A 15,635-nucleotide genomic window follows, 5' to 3' on the forward strand; every position below is an offset into this window, starting at 1 on the left:
AATGAAAAATAATAGATTGACAGGAAAATACTACGGCGTTTATGCCAACGTCGGGCGGTAGGGCGATGGAAAATCAAAACGCGGGATGGCGAGTGCCTATAAAGAGGCAGATTGTTCACGGATGATTAATCCATAGACAATCTGCCCCTGAGAGCGGACTTAGCGGCTACAAAGTTTGTAGTACACCTCGTTCCAGCGCAGCGCATCTTTGAATTCGTGGAGTCGGGTTTCGTTGTCGATTACCAACAGTTCAATGTTCTGCATCTCGGCGTAGAGCCGCATGTGTTCGAGATCCAATGCCTGACTAAAAACGGTGTGGTGCGCGCCGCCAGCCAGAATCCAGGCTTCTGCCGCTACTTCCAGCGACGGTTGCGCTTTCCAGATGGCTCGGGCAACCGGCAATTTCGGCAGCGGGCGCGGCTGTTCGATGGTATCGACCAGATTAACCAGCATCCTGAAACGGTCGCCCATGTCGATCACACTGGCGTTGAGGGACGGCCCAGCCGGCGTTGAGAAAATTAAACGGGCAGGGTCAGCTTTGCCGCCAATGCCGAGGTGTTGCGCATCCAGAATCGGTTTCTGCTCTTTCGCAATCGTCGGACAGACTTCCAGCATGTGGGAACCGACGACCAGATCGTTACCGTTCTGGAAGTTATAGGTGTAGTCCTCCATGAAAGACGTACCGCCCGACAACCCGCCGGCCATCACTTTCATAATGCGCAGCAGCGCGGCGGTTTTCCAGTCGCCTTCACCACCAAAACCATAGCCTTGCTGCATCAGACGCTGGACCGCCAGACCAGGCAGCTGTTTCAAACCGTACAGGTTTTCAAAATCGGTGGTGAACGCGTGATAGCCGCCTTGCTCCAGAAAGCGTTTCATCCCGAGTTCGATCTGGGCCGCATCCAGCAGGTTCTGGCGGTTCGCGCCGTTGAGTTTCACCGCGTCCGTTAACTGGTAGCTGGCTTCGTATTCTTCGACCAACGCATCGATATCGCCTTTGGATACGGCATCGACCACGGCGGTTAAATCGCCCAGACCCCAGGCGCTAACAGAGTAGCCGAACTGGATCTGTGCGCCGACTTTATCACCTTCGGTGACGGCGACTTCACGCATGTTGTCGCCAAAGCGCGCAACTTTCAGCTGTTTGCTTTCCTGAATGGCGGCGGCAACCCGCATCCATTTGCCGATACGGGCATGGGCGTTCTTATCCTGCCAGTGGCCGACGACGACCTGATGCGCTTGTCTCATCCGGGCACCGATGAAACCAAATTCACGTCCACCGTGCGCAGTTTGGTTCAGGTTCATGAAATCCATGTCCATGGTGTCCCACGGCACTTCGGCATTGAACTGCGTGTGGAATTGCAGCAGCGGTTTACTGAGTACGCTCAGGCCGCCAATCCACATTTTGGCCGGAGAGAAGGTATGCAGCCAGGTCAGCAGGCCGATACAGTTATCCTGATAGTTAGCATCGCGACACAGCGCCAGAATTTCGTCTGGCGTTTTCACCAGCGGCTTCAGCACCAGCTTAACCGGCAGGTTGGCCTGTTGATTCAATCCGGCGACGACTTTTTCTGCGTTCTCTTTTACCTGACGTAGCGTTTCCGGCCCGTAGAGATGCTGGCTACCGATGACGAACCAGACTTCAAGCTGCTTAAAATGATCCATGATGACTCCTGTAACGTGATCCCCAGAGGGATAAAAATTAGTTTTTTGCCGTAGACGCTGGGCTATAGGCCGGTTCCGCAAGGCGGCACCATTGCTGATAGCGTTCATAAAGCTGTTGATAACGGGCGACGCGCTGGCTGTCTGGCATTAAGGTGCGCTCTATGCCGCTGGCCATATGCTGCTGTGCCGTTGGGATATCGCCGTGAACGCCAGCGGCGACGGCGGCAAAGATCGCGGCACCCAGTGCACAGCACTGATCGGAGGCGACGATCTGCAAGGGGCGATTCATCACGTCGGTACACACTTGCATGATGACGGGGGATTTCCGCGCGATACCGCCCAGCGCCAGCACGTTCTCGACGGGAACGCCCTGATCTTCAAAGCACTCCATAATGGCGCGCGCGCCAAAGGCCGTCGCAGCAATAAAACCGCCGAACAGCGTGGGGGCATCGCTGCCCAGATTGAGATCGGTAATCACACCTTTTAGTCGCTGATTGGCGAACGGCGTTCTGCGGCCGTTGAACCAGTCCAGCACGACAGGCAGGTGATCCAGCGTGGGGTTTTCCGCCCAGCTGTGCGTCAGTCGCTCCAGCAGTTTGGCTTCCATCGCCTGTAATGACGTTTTGAGTTCAGGATGGTCTTTCGCTGCTTCCTGTAACGACCAGCCCAGCAGCCGTCCAAACCAGGCGTACATATCGCCAAAAGCGGACTGCCCGGCTTCAAGGCCGATATAACCAGGAACAACGCTGCCGTCGACCTGCCCACAGATACCGGCGATGGTGCGATCGGCAATGCGTGCGTCGTCGGCGATTAGAATGTCGCAGGTGGACGTGCCAATCACTTTAACCAGCGTATACGGCTGTGCGCCCGCGCCGACGGTGCCGACGTGGCAATCAAACGCGCCGCCCGCCAGAATGACCGTTTCGGGGATGCCGAGCCGCTGCGCCCATTCTGCGGTGATGGTGCCGACTGGTTGTTCGGCGGTCCAGGTATCGGTAAACAGCGGGTACTGTAATTTCTCGGTCAGGCAGGGATCGAGTGCGTGCAAGAAATCTTTCGGCGGCAGTCCGCCCCAGCTTGGATGCCAGAGCGATTTGTGTCCGGCGCTGCACCGGCCACGGCGAATATCGGCAGGCGCTTGCGTACCAGAAAGCAGGGCGGGCACCCAGTCGCACAGTTCTATCCAAGAAACGGCGGCCTGACGCACCGCCGCATCGTCGCGCGAGACATGTAGAATTTTGGCCCAGAACCACTCGGACGAATAAACGCCGCCGATATAGCGGGTGTAATCCGGAAATTGTCCGCTGCGGCACAGTGCATTGATGGCTTCCGCTTCTTCTATTGCCGTGTGGTCTTTCCACAGCACGAACATTGCATTGGGGTTGTCGGCAAACTCGGGGCGTAGTGCGAGGATCTGACCTTGCTCATCAATCGGTGCGGGGGTTGACCCGGTCGAATCCACGCCAATACCGATGATGCTCTGCCGCTGTTCGTTCGTCAGACGGGAAACCACGACCTTAACCGCCTGTTCCAGCGATTCAATATAGTCCAGTGGGTGATGTCTGAACTGGTTGTTGGCAGGCTGACAATATTTCCCCTCGCGCCAGCGGGGGTAGTAGACCACTTCTGTTTCCAACTCTTGCCCGCTTTGGCAGTCAACGGCTAAGGCGCGTACCGAATCACTGCCGAAGTCGAGACCAATCGTAATAGCGCCCGCACTCATGCTTTGCTCCTCATTAATCCCAGATCGTTGGTGTTTACGATGGCAGGGATAACGAGAGGCGGTGAGGAGCGGTTAGCTGGAAGTATGTATTTTTCTGTCGCCAGCAGCCATTTTGTGATGCTGGTCAAAGGTTAATGATTGGTTAAATTCGCTAAATGTATGCACAAACCTGTCATTGTTCCGGACTGTGATAAAGCTCTACATTCTTACCGAGAATAACGACTAAAACATAAAGCGTCTGAATGCTACTGAGTAAAGGAATCGTGCTAAGTCTGTGTTTTTCCTTTATCCAGACCGGAAATACCCTACCAGGAACTCGAACTCGTTTCAGCGTCGCTGACGAATGAAAAGATAATTACACCGGAGAACATCATGCATAAATTCACTAAGGCGCTGGCAGCAATCGGGTTGGCCGCTGTTATGTCACAATCAGCTATGGCAGAGAACTTAAAGCTGGGCTTTCTGGTTAAACAACCGGAAGAACCCTGGTTCCAGACGGAATGGAAGTTCGCTGATAAAGCAGGGAAAGACCTTGGTTTTGATGTGATAAAAATCGCGGTTCCTGATGGTGAAAAGACCCTGAATGCGATCGACAGTCTGGCGGCCAGTGGCGCGAAAGGCTTCGTTATCTGTACGCCGGATCCGAAGTTGGGGCCAGCTATTATAGCGAAAGCACGCAGCTACAATCTGAAAGTGATCGCGGTTGATGACCAGTTCGTGAACGCCAAAGGCCAACCGATGGATACCGTGCCATTGGTGATGATGGCGGCCACCAAAATTGGTGAGCGTCAGGGTCAGGAACTGTATAAAGAGATGACCAAGCGCGGCTGGAAAGTAGAGGAAACCGCCGTGATGGCGATTACCGCTGATGAGCTGGATACCGCACGTCGCCGCACGTCTGGCTCTATGGACGCGCTGAAAACCGCAGGGTTCCCAGAAAAACAGATCTACAAAGTACCGACCAAATCTAACGATATCCCCGGAGCGTTTGACGCCGCTAACTCCATGCTGGTTCAGCACCCTGGTGTGAAAAACTGGCTGATTATCGGCATGAACGACAACACCGTGCTGGGTGGCGTGCGTGCAACGGAAGGTCAGGGCTTTAAAGCCGCAAACGTCATTGGTATTGGTATCAACGGCGTGGATGCGGTGAGCGAGCTGTCTAAAGGTCAGGCAACGGGCTTCTTTGGTTCACTGCTGCCAAGCCCGGATATCCACGGTTACAAGAGTATCCAGATGTTGAACGACTGGGTCACCAAAGGCGTGGAGCCGGAGAAATTCACCGAAGTGACCGACGTGGTGCTGATCACTCGTGACAACTTTAAGGTCGAACTGGAGAAAAAAGGCCTGATGTAATCACGCCTGATTTCGTAAAGACGCGGATAACGCCGGTCAGCATGACGCTGGTCGAGGTTATCCGCGCTCTACCTGCATCGTTATGAGGAAACAGACATGACAGCACAGTCACCCTATTTGTCGTTTCATGGGATTGGTAAAGAATTTCCCGGTGTTAAGGCGCTTTCGGATATCAGTTTTTCCTGCCATGCCGGCCAGATCCATGCATTGATGGGGGAAAACGGGGCGGGCAAGTCGACGCTGTTAAAGATCCTGAGCGGTAACTATTCACCGTCAGCGGGCGAAATTCATATTCAGGGCAAACCCGTGCAGTTCAACAACACGATGGATGCCCTGAATGCGGGCGTTGCTATCATTTATCAGGAACTGCATCTGGTGCCGGAAATGACGGTCGCCGAGAACATCTACTTAGGTCAGCTGCCGCATAAATACGGCATGGTGAACTATTCGCTGCTGCGTTATGAAGCCAAACTTCAGTTGCAGCATCTGGGGTTAGATATCGATCCTGATACCCCACTGAAATACCTCTCTATCGGGCAATGGCAGATGGTGGAAATCGCCAAGGCGCTGGCCCGTAACGCCAAGGTTATTGCTTTTGATGAACCGACCAGTTCACTGTCTGCCCGTGAAATTGAGCAGCTTTTCCGCGTGATTAAGGAATTGCGCAGTGAAGGCCGGGTCATTTTGTACGTTTCGCACCGGATGGAAGAAATTTTTGCGCTGAGCGATGCCATTACCGTGTTTAAAGATGGCCGCTATGTGCGCACGTTCGACGATATGCAGCAGGTGAACCATGAGTCGCTGGTACAGGCGATGGTAGGGCGTAACCTGGGGGATATCTATGGTTATGCGCCGCGTCCGCACGGCGAAGAGCGTCTGACGCTGAAAGACGTGAAAGCGCCGGGCGTGAAATCCACTGTTTCCCTGAACGTGAAGCGGGGGGAAATTGTCGGGCTATTTGGTCTGGTGGGGGCGGGTCGCAGCGAACTGATGAAAGGGCTGTTTGGCGCGACCAGAATCACCAACGGTCAGGTGTTGCTGGATGGCAAACCGCTGGTAGTGAATTCCCCCATTGATGCGATTCGTCAGGGTGTGATGCTCTGCCCGGAAGATCGCAAGGCGGACGGTATCATTCCGGTGCACTCGGTGCGTGACAATATCAATATCAGCGCAAGGCGTAAGAGCCTGAAAGCTGCCTTTATTATTAATAATCAGTGGGAAGTGGATAACGCCGCGAAGCGCATTGCGGCGTTGAATATCAAAACACCGTCCGATGAACAGCTGATTATGAATCTTTCCGGGGGAAACCAGCAGAAAGCCATTCTTGGCCGCTGGCTGTCCGAAGAGATGAAGGTCATTTTGCTCGATGAACCTACGCGCGGCATTGACGTCGGCGCGAAGCACGAAATTTATCATGTCATCTATGAACTAGCGAATCAGGGGATCGCGGTGCTGTTTGCCTCCAGCGATTTACCAGAAGTGCTTGGGCTGGCCGACCGGATTATCGTCATGCGCGAAGGTGCCGTCTCCGGCGAACTGCTGCATACCGATGCCACAGAGCAGAAGGTGCTCAGTCTGGCTATGTTACGAACCCCCGATATCGAATCTGCGGTTGCCTGACCGCGAAGGAGCAAAATAATGTCAACGGTTACGTCTGCAACCTCAGAAAAGAAGAAAAACGGCGCGGGGTTATCTCGCATTTGGGATAACTACGGCATGCTGGTGGTGTTTGCCGTGCTGTTTCTTGGCTGCGCGATTTTCGTCCCCAACTTCGCCTCGTTTATCAATATGAAAGGGCTGGGACTGGCGATCTCCATGTCCGGCATGGTGGCCTGCGGAATGCTGTTCTGTCTGGCTTCCGGTGATTTTGACCTGTCGGTTGCGTCTATCATTGCCTGTGCTGGCGTGGCGACGGCGGTGGTGATCAATATCAGTGAAAGCCTGTGGATCGGCGTCGGTGCCGGGCTGCTACTGGGCGTGGCGTTCGGTTTGCTCAACGGGTTTGTGATTGCCCGTTTGAAGATCAATGCGCTGATCACGACGCTGGCAACGATGCAGATTGCGCGCGGTCTGGCGTACATCATTTCCGATGGTAAAGCGGTAGGGATTGAAGATGAGCGTTTCTTCGAACTGGGCTATGCCAACTGGTTGGGCTTGCCTGCGCCTATCTGGATCACTATCGGCTGTATGATTCTGTTTGGTCTGCTGCTGAACAAAACCACCTTTGGCCGCAATACGCTGGCGATTGGGGGTAATGAAGAGGCGGCGCGTTTGGCCGGGGTGCCAGTCGTGCGTACCAAGATCATCATTTTCGCCTTATCCGGTCTGGTATCGGCGGCGGCAGGGATCATTCTGGCATCGCGTATGACTAGCGGCCAGCCGATGACCTCCATCGGGTATGAACTGATCGTGATTTCTGCCTGTGTACTGGGCGGTGTGTCATTGAAAGGCGGGATCGGTAAAATTTCCTATGTCATCGCCGGTGTGCTGATTTTAGGTACGGTGGAAAATGCGATGAACCTGCTGAACATCTCGCCGTTTGCCCAGTATGTGGTGCGCGGTCTGATTCTGCTAGCGGCGGTTATCTTCGACCGCTACAAACAGCTGTCGAAGAAAACGGTATAAATGCCCGTGCGGCAGGTCAGAGCCTATCCCAGTAGGCGTTATTGGTGCAGTCAGTTTGGACTCGGACAGCGCGGAGAAACCGGAACGTACACGTAGTACGTGAGGATTTCGAGCACTGCCCAGGTTCAAAATGGCAAATAAAATAGTCCTAATGGGATGGCTCTAAGTGAGCCTGCCGCTTTCTCTCATTACTAGCGTATACCGGAGGCTCGATGTATCACCGTATGGCGCATGACTCTCAGCCTAATCCGCTGCTGCCGGGATATTCGTTCAACGCTTATCTTGTGGCAGGTATGACACCGATTCTGGCAGAAGGGCCGCTCGACTTCTTTATCGATCGTCCCGATGGCATGAAAGGCTACATCATTAACCTCACCATGAAAGGTCAGGGTCAGGTCTTTGATGGCGATGAGACCTTTTTCTGTAATCCCGGTGACCTGCTGCTGTTCCCGCCGAAATCGAAGCATTTTTATGGTCGTTCATCCAGCAGCGACTGCTGGTATCACCGCTGGGTCTATTTTCGCCCGCGTGCCTACTGGGCTGACTGGTTGGAATGGCATACCAAAAGCAGCGGTATTGGTCGCATGAGCCTGCCGAATAACCAACTGCTGCTGGAATTCGACAGGCTGTTTGCCAATATCGAGCAGACCCAGCGTTCCGGGCGTCGTTTTTCAGAAGAATTGGGGATGAATCTATTGGAGCGACTGTTGCTCAGAGCGATGGAGGAAGATCCACAGAGCCCGCAGAAGATCATGGATCCGCGTGTGATAGAAGCCTGCCAGTTTATTACCAGCAATCTGGCTGGAGAACTGCGTATTGACGAAGTGGCGCGGCACGTTTGCCTGTCGCCTTCGCGGTTGGCGCATCTGTTCCGTGAACAGGTGGGCATTAATATTTTGCGCTGGCGTGAAGATCAGCGCGTGATTCGCGCCAAGCTGTTATTGCAGACAACACAGGAGTCTATCGCCAACATTGGTCGCGTGGTGGGGTATGACGATCAGCTGTATTTCTCACGCGTGTTCCGTAAGCGGGTCGGCGTCAGCCCCAGCGATTTTCGCCGTCGCAGCAGTGAAATTAACTATCCGGCGGCCAAAACGCTGCCCGTGGCGTGGGGAGAACGGATGCCCAGCGCCGTGAGCGGCTGACAGACTAAAACGCATCAGATTCCTCTGGCTATTATCCCTCTCTGCAATCTGGCGGATGACGGGTATATACTGAGTGAGAAATCACAAAGTCAAAATAAGCTAAGGGGAATCGTCATGAGTGAGACCGTTCGTGTTGGGCTGCTGGGCTACGGTTATGCCAGTAAGACATTCCACGCGCCGTTAATTGCCGGTACGGCAGGTATGGAGCTGGTGGCCGTGTCCAGCAGCAGTGCTGAAAAAGTGCATGCAGACTGGGCCAATCTGCGAGTAGAGAAAGACCCTCAGGCGTTATTTAACGATCCCGATATTGACCTCATTGTTATTCCTACCCCCAATGACACGCACTTCCCGCTGGCGAAACAGGCGCTGGAAGCGGGCAAGCATGTCGTCGTCGATAAACCGTTTACCGTGACGTTGTCACAAGCATATGACTTGGGCGCCATAGCCGACCGCGTCGGAAAAATGCTTTCTGTTTTCCATAACCGCCGTTGGGACAGCGATTTTCTGACGCTGAAACAGCTGCTGGCGGCGGGAACGTTAGGAAATGTGGTGTATATGGAATCGCATTTCGATCGCTTCCGCCCCGAAGTGCGCCAGCGCTGGCGGGAAGACGGCAGCGAAGGGAGCGGGATTTGGTACGATCTTGGGCCGCACTTGCTGGATCAGGCGCTGGAGTTGTTTGGCTTGCCGGTGGCGATTCAGGTAGATATGGCACGGTTGAGGCCTGGCAGTAAGGCAATAGATTATTTTCATGCGACGCTGATTTACCCGCAACGTCGAGTTGTCCTGCATGCCAGTATGCTGGTGGCGGCCGCGTCTGCACGCTACACCGTGCATGGCACGCGCGGCAGCTTTGTCAAATACGGTCTCGATCCACAGGAAGATCGCCTGAAAGCGGGCGAACGTCCGCCACTGGCCGACTGGGGGCAGGATAAGCGCGATGGCGTGCTGACGCTGTCTCGTGACGGCATAACGGCGGAACAAACCATCGCCACGATTCCGGGTAACTATCCGGCTTACTATGCGGCAGTGCGCGATGCGCTGCTCGGCAAGGGGGAAAACCCCGTCAGCGTGCATCAGGCGATTCAGGTGATGGAACTGATCGAGCTAGGGCTGCTTTCCCACGAACAGAAAAAAGCCGTCACGCTGAAAAATAGCTAGATTTACCGCGTTTTATTCCAGATAGTTAATGGCTTGTTTAAATAGGCGATCTTAGGATCGCTGTAGACTACTGAGAAAATCAACCGAACGGTGATAATGGGTCGATGCGAAAATGCGGACATACGTTTTTTATGCTCGATTTACGATGTTCGGAAGGGGATCCTGATGCCTTTATCTCATTGCTACCGTTTACGGTCTGTAAACAGATTTATCGGTTCAGATTTCTAGATTCATATTTAGTCATAGATAACTTTGGGCGATCTTCGGATCGCCCGTCTTGTTAGAGTGTTAATTCGGCTGATAACAGACTAGGGGAAAGGTGTTAGGCATGGGGTGGTTACAACGGTTACGCATTGATAAGTTCTTATTGGTTCTGATTCTGGTGGTGGTGACGGCATCGATTCTTCCTGCGGAAGGCTCTGTGAAGGTTTTCTTTGAGCACCTGACAACCGCGGCGATTGCTCTGCTGTTCTTTATGCACGGTGCGAAGCTATCGCGTGAAGCGATTACCACCGGCATGGGGCACTGGCGTTTGCATCTGGTGGTATTTGCCAGCACGTTTATTCTGTTCCCGCTGCTGGGAATAGGCATGAGCCTGCTGTCGCCCGTAGTGCTGACGCCGACCTTGTATCTGGGTTTCCTCTATCTGTGCGCGCTACCGGCGACGGTGCAGTCGGCGATTGCTTATACCTCAATGGCCGGTGGTAACGTCGCGGCGGCGATTTGTAGCGCCTCGGCATCCAGTATTTTGGGCGTATTTCTCTCGCCGATTCTGGTCGGTTTGCTGATGCATACGCAAGGGGGAGAAACGGATACGCTGCACGCTATTGGCTCTATTATTATGCAGTTAATGGTGCCTTTCGTGATTGGTCATCTGTCTCGCCCGTTGATTGCCAAGTGGGTTGAACGTAACCGTAAGCTGATTAATATTACTGACCGGTCATCGATTCTTTTGGTGGTGTATGTCGCCTTCAGCGAGGCGGTTGTGCAGGGGATTTGGGGGCAGATCAACGCCTGGTCATTGCTTGCCGTCGTTGGTTGTTCGATAGTGCTGCTAGCGATTGTGCTGGTGGTGAATACGCTGGTTGCCCGTAAGCTGGGCTTTAACACGGCCGATGAAATCACTATCGTATTCTGCGGTTCGAAGAAAAGTCTGGCGAATGGGATTCCGATGGCAAACGTGCTATTTCCTGCCGCCGCTGTCGGTGCGATGGTCCTGCCGCTGATGATTTTCCATCAAATTCAGCTGATGGTCTGCGCTGCGCTGGCTCAGCGCTATGCCAAGCGGATCAACAAGGAACAGGATACGCCTCGTCAGTAAAAGATTATCGCGCACTCGCATCATGCAAAACGCCCTCGGTCTTACACAGGCCGAGGGCGTTGTCATTTGTAACAAACACTTGTAACTACAAGGAAACACAAGAAATAATCTATTACAGTGATAGTTTCGTGACGGTGTTACTTTTTTGTTGCATTACGTTATAACAATAGTCGCTCACCGAGATGTGCTGTCGATAGAGCAAGACACAGTTGATGATAATTATTATTTGAGATAGAGGGAAATATGTTTAAAAAAACGGTATTAACTTTAGCGATGTTAGGGACGTTGGCTTCCGCATCTGTGCAGGCTGCTCAGAATGTGCAATGTGTAAAAACCAGTCAAAAAGAGATTGCGTCGTTATTTGACCGTTGGAATGCATCGCTGCAAACGGGTGATGCGAAGAAAGTTGCGAAAAACTATGCGCCAGACGCGGTACTGCTGCCGACGCTGTCCGATCAACCGCGTACGACTGACGCAGAGCGCATTGATTACTTCGAACATTTCCTGGCGAAAAAGCCGGTTGGCAAAATTGACACCAGCACGATCCGCATCGGCTGTAATAAGGCCGTGGATACCGGAACCTACACCTTCACATTCGGTGATGGTAGCGTAGCCAAAGCGCGCTATACCTACACTTACGCTTGGGACGCGAAACAGAAGCAGTGGTTGATTACGTCGCACCACTCCTCAGCAAACCCAAGCAGCTGATCTCTGTAATTCATCTTTAACAAGTACGTATCAAGCGGCTAACAAAAGTTAGCCGTTTTTTATGGCTTGGAGATACACGCTACTGTGTGGCACCGCGTTTACGCAGAACCTTTTCACGCAGCAGTTGCTTTTCCTGCTCGCTGATAAACGCAATGTTCAGGCCGTTTTCCTGCGCTTTGCGAGTTTCTACCGCTGTCAGGCCAGCAAGTGGGGCCGCGACTTCATATTCGTGACGGATCTCTATGCCCTGAACGGCAGGATCGTCCGTGTTGATGGTGGCGGGGATTTCATAGCGCAGGAAGTGGACGAGCGGGTGCTTATCCAGTGATTCTACGGTGCTGGTTTGAATATTAGAGGTCAGACAGGATTCAATGCCGATCCCATGCTCCGCCATGTGTGTCATGAGGCGGGGATCGATAATGGCGGTTACGCCGTGTCCGATGCGCTCTGCGCCCAGATGGTTAATCGCCTGCCAAATACTTTCCGGCCCGGCCGCTTCACCCGCGTGAACCGTGATGTGCCAGCCAGCATCGCGGGCTTGCCGGAAATGAGAAGTAAACTGTGCGCCGGGGTAACCCAATTCATCACCTGCCAGATCGAGCGCGACTATGCGATCGCGCTGGGACAGCAGGGCGTCCAGCTCTTGCTGGCAGGCCTCGGTGCCGAATGTCCGGCTCATTATGCCAATCAGACGAATGTCGGTATCGAAATCACGGCTGCCAGCGGTAATGCCATCGATCACGGCCTCAACCACGCCAGCAATCGGAAGCTTATGATTCATCGCCATATAGTAGGGAGAGAAACGCAGTTCTGCGTAATCCAGCCCGGCTTTCATGGCATCTTCAACGTTCTCGTAAGCCACGCGGCGGCAGGCATCCAGTGAACCGAGTACGGCCACGCCCCAGTCGAGTTTTTGTAAAAAACTCAGTAAGTCAGGTTCGTTTTTGGTGACCTGAACATGGGGACGGAGCGTTTCAATATCGCTGGCAGGTAACGCTATATTGTACTGGCGCCCTAGATCCAGAATACTCTGGGCGCGGATATTACCATCTAAATGGCGGTGGATATCCGTCAACGGCAGGAGTGAATCAATCATCATGTTATTGTCTGATTATTGTTTTTCATACGACAAAGTATAAAAAGAAATCGTGGTAAATAGCCAACGGTTACCGCCGAAACTCACCGCACTGAACAATCATTGAGCAAAAACAACCTGTTATTGTTTTTCTTGATCTATAGAACGGGCGTTCAACTTAGGGATCGCTCGGATATAAATGAGTTCGCTGAGCAATTCTATTAACGTTTGGCTGACGATAACGGCCGGAAGTAGCGGCAGTGCGCCCGGAATTGCCAACGCCAGCGGCAGAATAACCAGAGAGTTGCGCGTGCTGGCGCTAAAGGCCACGGCGCGCCCGCCAGCCGAATCCAACCGGAACGCACGGCCAGTGAACCAGCCGAGCAGCGGTGCCAGCAGCGCGAAGAGCAGGTAAAACGGCACCGCGAGTAACACCGACGCCCAAGTGGTGCGCAGTTGGGGAATGACCGCCGCAACGACGATAAACAGCACCAGAGCGGTAGCCGGAACGGGAAGATAGCCTAATGCATCCGCAAATGTTGCCATTGCGCGCTGTCGCGCAGCTAGCCATTGCAGAAGGGCGGCCAGCGCTAAAGGTATGGCAATGAGCCAGATAAAGGCATCGATAAAGGGCGCAAAGGCGATGAGTCCGGCGGCGTCGTGGCCGAGAAATAGCGTCAGGTAGAAGGGCAAGACCAGCATTTGCAGCAACAGTAAAATAGGCGTTGCGGCCAACAGGCGGGCGGCATCGGCCCGTCCCAGATGCGCAAATGTCACTACGTAGTCAATACAGGGTGCGAGTAACACCAATATGATGCCCAATTTCACCAGTGGGTCGGCGGGGAGGAAGGGCAACAGCGACGCGACCAGCAAGGGAATCACGATGAAATTGGCAGTCAGCAACGCGCCGATGAATCTGACCTGAGTGATGCTTTTTCCGAGCGTGGTCAGCGGCACTTGCAGGAACGTGACAAACAGCATCAGCGCTAGCGCCGGATTAATCACGACATCCAGTTGCTCCGTTCCCGGCAGCGCCAGAGCTGTTGCCACTGCCGCTATCACAGCAACAAAATAGATCGCGGCCTGATGGGCTTCCATGAAGGATTTCAACGCGGACATGGTGTTATCTCAAAATCAAACTGGAGAGGTAGGGCAGGAAAAACGGTGGCGGCAAGTGCGGCCACCGTGTGTTTTTGCACGTAAGACGATGTACCGACTTATTGCGCCGGTGGTGTGACGGGTTCTTCCTGTGCGCCAGGCAGAGATTCTTCACCTTGTTCCGTTGGAACGGAGAAATACGGTGCGATGAAATCAGCCAGCGCTATTTTGTTGCCGTTGAAATCAATTTGACCATCGGCATAGTGCAGTGAACTGGTAATGGCGTTGTCTTTTGTGACGCTCAGTTGGTTACCCTCACCAATCTGGGCCATCATTTCAACCTGTTGTTTCGCCATGTCAGCGAGCTGCTTTTGCTCTTCATCGTTCGCCGGTTTCGGTCCTGCTTGTATCATTAGCTCTGCCAGCATATCCAGCGGAACATTGAGTTTGGCATCGAGTTTTTTGACCGACTGACGAATAATTTTTTCTTCATCCGACAGCGTTGCATCGTTCGCTTTATCGGTGCTCTGCAACGGATCGGTTAAATCCAGCGCCAGCGTGAACGTGCCTTCACCTTTACTGTTTTTCCAACTGATCGGGTCGATGGCAATGCTTGGGTTGCCCTTCAGCAACTGTGGCAGATATTGCAGAACAGACATGGCGATATCCTGCTGATAAGCGTCAGGATCGATAGCGGTCGGATCCTGCAACAGTTTCTGCACTTTTGCCTGATAGGCGGTGAGGAACTGTTTGGTGCCCGCGCCGTCAAGCTGTGAAATGGACATGCCGACGTTACCAGAACCCAGATTGCGGTCGCCGATGATTAACGATCCCAGCGTCACGGCCATTTTGCCCGCCAGATTTTTATCATCTTCCGTTGCGCTACTTTGCAAAGAGAAATCGTTCAACGTAACGGGCTCGCCACCTTCTACGGTAAACGTCATCGTTTTGAAGGACAGATTGCCGTCGCCTAAATCAAGATCGAATTTGCCTTTTTGATTGGTACCCTTGATGGAGAAATCGGTGAGATCGACGTTCTCTGTTTGGCCCCAGGCATTTTTCCTTTCCATCTTCACGCTGCTGATGGTGGTATCCAACTTGCTGCTGCGCAGGTCGTGTCCGATATCCACCAAGGCTTGCGCGCCGCTGAAGGAAAATTTCTGTTCTGGCGACTGATGGTCGATAGGGGCCAGCGTAACGAGCGACTGCGTATCACCGCTGTAAGCGACGCGAGTTTCGGATACAAAGAACGGTTTATCTTTCGTCAGCTCAAACCAGGCTTTGACTGCTGGCGTGTTGGCCAACTCGGTATGAACGGAAGCCATCGCCGGTGCGAGGTTGAACTTCTTGAGCTGTGCTAGCGGGAACGGCCCGTGAGACACGGTTTCGTTGAAGACCAGTTCTTCACCGGGTGCAAGGAACTGCGCACCTTTTGCTGTGCCGTCTGTCTGTAAAACATAGGCCAGGGTGCTGCTGAATACGCCGCCCTTATAGTCGCGATAGACCACTTTCAGCCCCGCGTTCGGGTAGGCTTGTTTGAGCTTGGTATTCAGCGTATCGGTAAAACCATCAATTTGCTGAGCCATCTGTTTGCCGGTGTACCAGGATGCGCCGGTCCAGACAGCACCCAGAGCAACAATAACGCCTACGGCGACTAACGACTTCTTCATTTTTATTCATCCTTTAGTAAAAAAATGCGCGTTTTCAACGCGAAACGCTGGCAACTTACCCAGAGGTAACTGCGGCGTATGGAACAAG

Annotated in this window: 12 protein-coding genes; 7 read left to right on the plus strand and 5 right to left on the minus strand. The window is 53.3% G+C overall.

Features of this window, described 5'->3' with window-relative positions; translation table 11 throughout:
• Nucleotides 1-159 precede the first annotated feature (159 nt).
• Complete coding sequence (araA, locus tag EIP93_RS11330) at nucleotides 160-1,665, minus strand: L-arabinose isomerase (RefSeq protein WP_103860709.1); 1,506 nt, start codon at nucleotides 1,663-1,665, stop codon at nucleotides 160-162.
• Between the two features lie 37 nt (nucleotides 1,666-1,702).
• On the minus strand, nucleotides 1,703-3,388 hold the full coding sequence (locus EIP93_RS11335; RefSeq protein WP_116362133.1) for a ribulokinase: 1,686 nt from the start codon (nucleotides 3,386-3,388) through the stop codon (nucleotides 1,703-1,705).
• A 372-nt stretch (nucleotides 3,389-3,760) separates the two neighbouring features.
• Between EIP93_RS11335 and EIP93_RS11340 the strand changes: the two genes are divergently transcribed.
• The 7 genes from EIP93_RS11340 to EIP93_RS11370 all read left to right on the plus strand — a co-directional run bounded on the left by EIP93_RS11340 (nucleotide 3,761) and on the right by EIP93_RS11370 (nucleotide 11,704).
• On the plus strand, nucleotides 3,761-4,744 hold the full coding sequence (locus tag EIP93_RS11340) for an arabinose ABC transporter substrate-binding protein (protein ID WP_039486909.1): 984 nt from the start codon (nucleotides 3,761-3,763) through the stop codon (nucleotides 4,742-4,744).
• A gap of 96 nt (nucleotides 4,745-4,840) precedes the next feature.
• Nucleotides 4,841-6,364, plus strand: a complete 1,524-nt coding sequence (gene araG, locus EIP93_RS11345; protein ID WP_125232711.1) for an L-arabinose ABC transporter ATP-binding protein AraG — start codon at nucleotides 4,841-4,843, stop codon at nucleotides 6,362-6,364.
• Between the two features lie 18 nt (nucleotides 6,365-6,382).
• On the plus strand, nucleotides 6,383-7,369 hold the full coding sequence (araH, locus tag EIP93_RS11350; protein WP_095699450.1) for an L-arabinose ABC transporter permease AraH: 987 nt from the start codon (nucleotides 6,383-6,385) through the stop codon (nucleotides 7,367-7,369).
• 212 nt (nucleotides 7,370-7,581) lie between these two features.
• Nucleotides 7,582-8,514, plus strand: a complete 933-nt coding sequence (gene araC, locus EIP93_RS11355) for an arabinose operon transcriptional regulator AraC (protein ID WP_103860706.1) — start codon at nucleotides 7,582-7,584, stop codon at nucleotides 8,512-8,514.
• 114 nt (nucleotides 8,515-8,628) lie between these two features.
• Entirely contained in the window at nucleotides 8,629-9,675 is a 1,047-nt protein-coding gene (locus EIP93_RS11360) for an oxidoreductase (RefSeq protein ID WP_103860705.1), read from the plus strand.
• Nucleotides 9,676-10,003: 328 nt separating this feature from the next.
• Nucleotides 10,004-10,996 (plus strand): bile acid:sodium symporter family protein, encoded by a 993-nt coding sequence (locus EIP93_RS11365; protein ID WP_125232712.1) that lies wholly within the window; start codon nucleotides 10,004-10,006, stop codon nucleotides 10,994-10,996.
• Nucleotides 10,997-11,239: 243 nt separating this feature from the next.
• Nucleotides 11,240-11,704: an SgcJ/EcaC family oxidoreductase gene (locus EIP93_RS11370; protein WP_103860703.1), complete on the plus strand. Its 465-nt coding sequence runs from the start codon at nucleotides 11,240-11,242 to the stop codon at nucleotides 11,702-11,704.
• A 79-nt stretch (nucleotides 11,705-11,783) separates the two neighbouring features.
• Here EIP93_RS11370 and add read toward each other — a convergent pair whose 3' ends face one another.
• From add to EIP93_RS11385, 3 genes are all read right to left on the minus strand, one after another.
• Nucleotides 11,784-12,800 carry an adenosine deaminase gene (gene add, locus EIP93_RS11375; RefSeq protein ID WP_107333708.1) on the minus strand — a complete coding sequence of 339 codons (1,017 nt, stop codon included), beginning with the start codon at nucleotides 12,798-12,800 and terminating at the stop codon, nucleotides 11,784-11,786.
• A gap of 120 nt (nucleotides 12,801-12,920) precedes the next feature.
• On the minus strand, nucleotides 12,921-13,898 hold the full coding sequence (locus tag EIP93_RS11380; RefSeq protein ID WP_103940346.1) for an arsenic resistance protein: 978 nt from the start codon (nucleotides 13,896-13,898) through the stop codon (nucleotides 12,921-12,923).
• A 98-nt stretch (nucleotides 13,899-13,996) separates the two neighbouring features.
• Complete coding sequence (locus tag EIP93_RS11385) at nucleotides 13,997-15,547, minus strand: YdgA family protein (RefSeq protein WP_125232713.1); 1,551 nt, start codon at nucleotides 15,545-15,547, stop codon at nucleotides 13,997-13,999.
• Between the last annotated feature and the right edge of the window lie 88 nt (nucleotides 15,548-15,635).

The sequence above is a fragment of the Pectobacterium versatile genome, from assembly GCF_003932035.1.
Classification (GTDB): Bacteria; Pseudomonadota; Gammaproteobacteria; order Enterobacterales; family Enterobacteriaceae; genus Pectobacterium; species Pectobacterium versatile.

Bases quoted from the DNA above. Each gene is read 5' to 3' on its own strand.
- araA (WP_103860709.1), bottom strand. From the start codon at position 1,665: ATGGATCATTTTAAGCAGCTTGAAGTCTGGTTCGTCATCGGTAGCCAG.
- EIP93_RS11335 (WP_116362133.1), bottom strand. From the start codon at position 3,388: ATGAGTGCGGGCGCTATTACGATTGGTCTCGACTTCGGCAGTGATTCG.
- EIP93_RS11340 (WP_039486909.1), top strand. From the start codon at position 3,761: ATGCATAAATTCACTAAGGCGCTGGCAGCAATCGGGTTGGCCGCTGTT.
- araG (WP_125232711.1), top strand. From the start codon at position 4,841: ATGACAGCACAGTCACCCTATTTGTCGTTTCATGGGATTGGTAAAGAA.
- araH (WP_095699450.1), top strand. From the start codon at position 6,383: ATGTCAACGGTTACGTCTGCAACCTCAGAAAAGAAGAAAAACGGCGCG.
- araC (WP_103860706.1), top strand. From the start codon at position 7,582: ATGTATCACCGTATGGCGCATGACTCTCAGCCTAATCCGCTGCTGCCG.
- EIP93_RS11360 (WP_103860705.1), top strand. From the start codon at position 8,629: ATGAGTGAGACCGTTCGTGTTGGGCTGCTGGGCTACGGTTATGCCAGT.
- EIP93_RS11365 (WP_125232712.1), top strand. From the start codon at position 10,004: ATGGGGTGGTTACAACGGTTACGCATTGATAAGTTCTTATTGGTTCTG.
- EIP93_RS11370 (WP_103860703.1), top strand. From the start codon at position 11,240: ATGTTTAAAAAAACGGTATTAACTTTAGCGATGTTAGGGACGTTGGCT.
- add (WP_107333708.1), bottom strand. From the start codon at position 12,800: ATGATTGATTCACTCCTGCCGTTGACGGATATCCACCGCCATTTAGAT.
- EIP93_RS11380 (WP_103940346.1), bottom strand. From the start codon at position 13,898: ATGTCCGCGTTGAAATCCTTCATGGAAGCCCATCAGGCCGCGATCTAT.
- EIP93_RS11385 (WP_125232713.1), bottom strand. From the start codon at position 15,547: ATGAAGAAGTCGTTAGTCGCCGTAGGCGTTATTGTTGCTCTGGGTGCT.